Below are 3,945 nucleotides of genomic sequence, written 5' to 3' on the forward strand. Positions count from 1 at the left end.
ATAAAACACAATTCTACTCGTGCTCATATTCCATCAAAAGAAGAAGCAGGTTATGAAAATGCAAACGAAAAAGTAAGTCAAGGCAAAGATGTTTTAGAACTACCTAAAAATCCAGTTATTCATCGTGGACAAGACCCAGAATTATTTTGGAAGGATAAATATGGAAATGATGACCGTGATAATGTATTAAAAGTTGATATACGTTCACTTTACCGCCACGAACACATTGCACCCGAACAATTAATAAAAGGATTGTACAAAACCGTTGTAGAAAAAAGAGACGAAAGCCAACTAGATATGTTTTCTACCAACGAACTTTTTGGAAATGCTCTAGAACGTGATGAGTTAGACAAAGTAAGCGAATATTACAAACATTCTGATGGTTGGAGCAACCGACTCATACAAGGCGATAGCCATTTAGTAATGGCAAGTTTGCTAGAACGCGAAGGAATGGCAGGACAAGTACAAACCATATATATGGATCCTCCTTATGGTATAAAATACGGTTCTAATTGGCAAATAAAGCTAAATAATACAACTGTAAAAGATACGGATGAAAATTTATCTGGAGAACCAGAAATGGTTAAAGCATTTCGTGACACATGGGAATTAGGCATTCACTCTTATTTAACCTATTTACGAGATAGATTTATTATTGCTAAAGAGTTATTGAAAAATGAAGGAAGTATATTTTTACAAATTGGCGAAGAAAATGTACACCTCGTTAGAAGTTTGATGGATGAAGTTTTTGGAAGCCATAATTTTGTTAGTCAAATAGTATTAAAAACTACCAGTGGATTAGGAGCAAATAACTTAAAGTCAGTTTGTGATTATATTATTTGGTTTGCAAAAGATAAATCTCACTTAAAATATAGACAACTATATAAAAATAAAATAATTGGAGAAGTGGGTGCAACAGGATTCCAATATGCTAGACTAAAAGATGGAACTATGAGAAGGTTGACAAAAGAAGAAATTAACGGTGATGTCCATATCTCTGAAGAAGTTTCAATTTTCGCACTTGGAGATTTATCATCATCTGGTTCAACTGATAGTTGTATTTATGATTTTGATATTAATGATAAGATTTATAAACCAACAAAAGGTAAAAGTTGGAAAACGACAAAATCTGGAATGCAGAGTTTATTAAAAAACAATAGGATTTATCAAAGAGAAAATTCTATTAATTATATCAGATATTTCAAAGATTTTCCTGTTTTTGAATTAGATAATATTTGGTCTGATTTAGGTGGAGCTTCTAACAAAAAATATGTTGTTCAAACAACTGAAAAAGCTATACAAAGATGTATATTAATGTCTTCTGATCCTGGCGATTTAGTTTTAGACCCAACTTGTGGTAGCGGTACAACGGCATTTGTTGCTGAACAGTGGGGAAGAAGATGGATAACTATTGATACTTCTAGGATAGCATTAAATATTGCAAAACAAAGATTGATGACTGGTATTTATCCTTATTATCAAATGTATGATGAACAAGGTATTGACATTAGACAAGGTTTTAAATATAAAATAGTACCTCATATTACTTTAAAATCAGTTGCGCAAAATGAATCAGCCGATGATGAAACATTATATGACCAACCTCTTGAAGATAAAAAGAAACTCAGAGTTTCTGGTCCATTCACAGTAGAAACATTACAAAATTTTGAACCAGTAAGTCCAGAAAGTTTAGATGATGGCAGCCAAAAAACAGAAGACAATGGTAGTTTTGAAGAACGCATTTTCGAGCATTTAAAATCAGCAGGTGTTCGTAATGGTATAAAAAATGAACAAGCAATTTTCATTCGTGTAGAACGTTTGGCAGATTCTTATTTACACGCCGAAGGTTTTTATATAGATGCAAATGGTAACGAGAAAAAAGCTTATTTCCATATTGGTCCAAAATTTGGTACGGTTGCCAAACAATCTGTAAACGAAGCAGTAAAGTCGTGTCGTCAACGTGGCGATGCCGATTGGTTGATTGTTTTAGGTTTCAGTTTTGAAAGTGATATTGCTAATCAAAACGTAACAATGTCTGTTGGTTCTTTTGAAGTTTCAAAAGTACGTATGCACGATGATTTAATGCAAGATGGTTTACTTAAAAAAGATAAAAAAGCAGCATCATTTGTAACCATTGGCGAGCCAGATGTAAAACTAGTAAAAAAAGGAAGTCAAGCGCATATTGAAATATGTGGGTTAGATATTTATGACCCAATCAAAGACATAGTAAAAGCAAGAAACGTTGAAGACATTGCCTACTGGATGGTAGATGATGATTATGATGGTAATAATTTTGTAGTTAAACAAGTATATTTCTGTGGCGGCAACAAAGATGAATTCAAAAAATGGCGTAAAGGACTAGATAATTTAGCCAAAGATAAAACGAAAAGAAATCTTGAACGCACACTTAAAATAGAAATTGATGATGATGCTTTTGATAAACTTTATGGTTTCGAAAGTCATCTTTTTGATATTAAAGTTGGACAAAAAATAGCAGTTAGAGTTGTTAGTCAATTTGGAGAAGAGAGTACTAAGGTAATATTGTTATAATATTTAAGCACTTCAAGCTATAAGCTATGCTGCGACCCATTTTCCAACAACAATTTTCACAAATTTAAGATAGATTATTAAGTTTAATAATCCATTTTCTGGGCTAAAATTTGAAATAACTTTTGGCCTTTTTTCGGGTCTAAAAGTTATTCTAATTTTATGCCACATTGTCCAAGTAATACACACTTGAAGGCGTTTTGTAATTTAATGATTGATGAAACCCAAGCTCCGCAATCCCGATATCCATCGAGACCTGACTTTGATGTCATAGAATGCACAGCGGGATTTATTATACAATTTTAAGTTTACTAAAATAGGAGTATTTGTATTCACAATAGTGTTTTTCTATTTTTGTTTTTTATTAAATAATTTACAAAATGAAACTCCAATACTGCTCCGACCTACACTTAGAGTTCCCAGACAACAAAGAGTTTATCCTCTATAATCCAATTGAACCTACTGCCGACATTCTTATTTTAGCCGGAGACATAGTTCCATTTGCAGTAATGGACAAACACAATGATTTCTTTGACTACATTTCAAGGAATTTCAAAATGACGTATTGGATTCCCGGAAACCACGAATATTACTATTACAATGTTGATAGTACCAGCTTTTTAGAAACAAAAATTAGAGAAAACATTTTTTTAGTAAACAATTGCGTAAAAGAAATTTCCGGAGTTAATCTAATTTTTTCCACATTATGGTCAAATATTTCTGAAGCAAAACGTTGGGTAATTCAACAAAGTCTTTCCGATTTTAAAGTAATAAAATACAAGGACCATCTATTCAATGTGGATGATTACAACACATTGCACAAAGAAAGCTTAGAATTTATACAAAAAGCTTTAGCAATAAAATCAAATAATAAAACAATTGTGGTTACACACCACGCACCAACTTTTGTAAATTATCCTGAAAAGTATGTTAATAGTAAAATAAACGAAGCTTTCGCTACCAACTTAACAGACTTAATCCAAGAAAGCAATATTGATTTTTGGATTTATGGCCACCATCATTCGAACATCGGAGAATTTCAAATCGGAAATACTAAATTAGTTACCAATCAATTAGGTTATGTTAAATACAATGAAAATATTGGATATAACGACAAAGCTATTATTTCACTACTATAGTTTTGAAAAGAAATAATTTGTACCGTTCCATTGAAAATCAAAAACAGAGAACCTATATCGCATATCGCAATATGCAATATAAAACTGTATTGGATATGCAAATAAAAAGTATTAGGGTTTGCACACACAAACCCTAATACTTTTTTTATTTAATTTTATTATCTACATTTTAGTAATAATAAATTCAGATCTTCTATTAAGTTGGTGTTGTTCTTCAGTGCAACTTGATGCGTTTGTTGGCTCACAACCACAGTCGTTT

At 31.8% G+C, this 3,945-nt stretch carries 2 protein-coding genes; both read left to right on the forward strand.

Features of this window, described 5'->3' with window-relative positions; all coding sequences use genetic code 11:
• On the forward strand, positions 1-2,550 hold a 2,550-nt coding region (locus ACH2BO_RS07465), incomplete at its 5' end, for a site-specific DNA-methyltransferase (RefSeq protein WP_395044125.1).
• A gap of 377 nt (positions 2,551-2,927) precedes the next feature.
• The gene (locus tag ACH2BO_RS07470) at positions 2,928-3,686 is read left to right on the forward strand and encodes a metallophosphoesterase (protein ID WP_395044126.1); all 759 of its coding nucleotides are present in this window, start codon (positions 2,928-2,930) and stop codon (positions 3,684-3,686) included.
• The last annotated feature ends 259 nt before the right edge of the window (positions 3,687-3,945 follow it).

Origin of the sequence: Flavobacterium sp. (assembly GCF_043773265.1) — a bacterium.
GTDB lineage: Bacteria > Bacteroidota > Bacteroidia > Flavobacteriales > Flavobacteriaceae > Flavobacterium.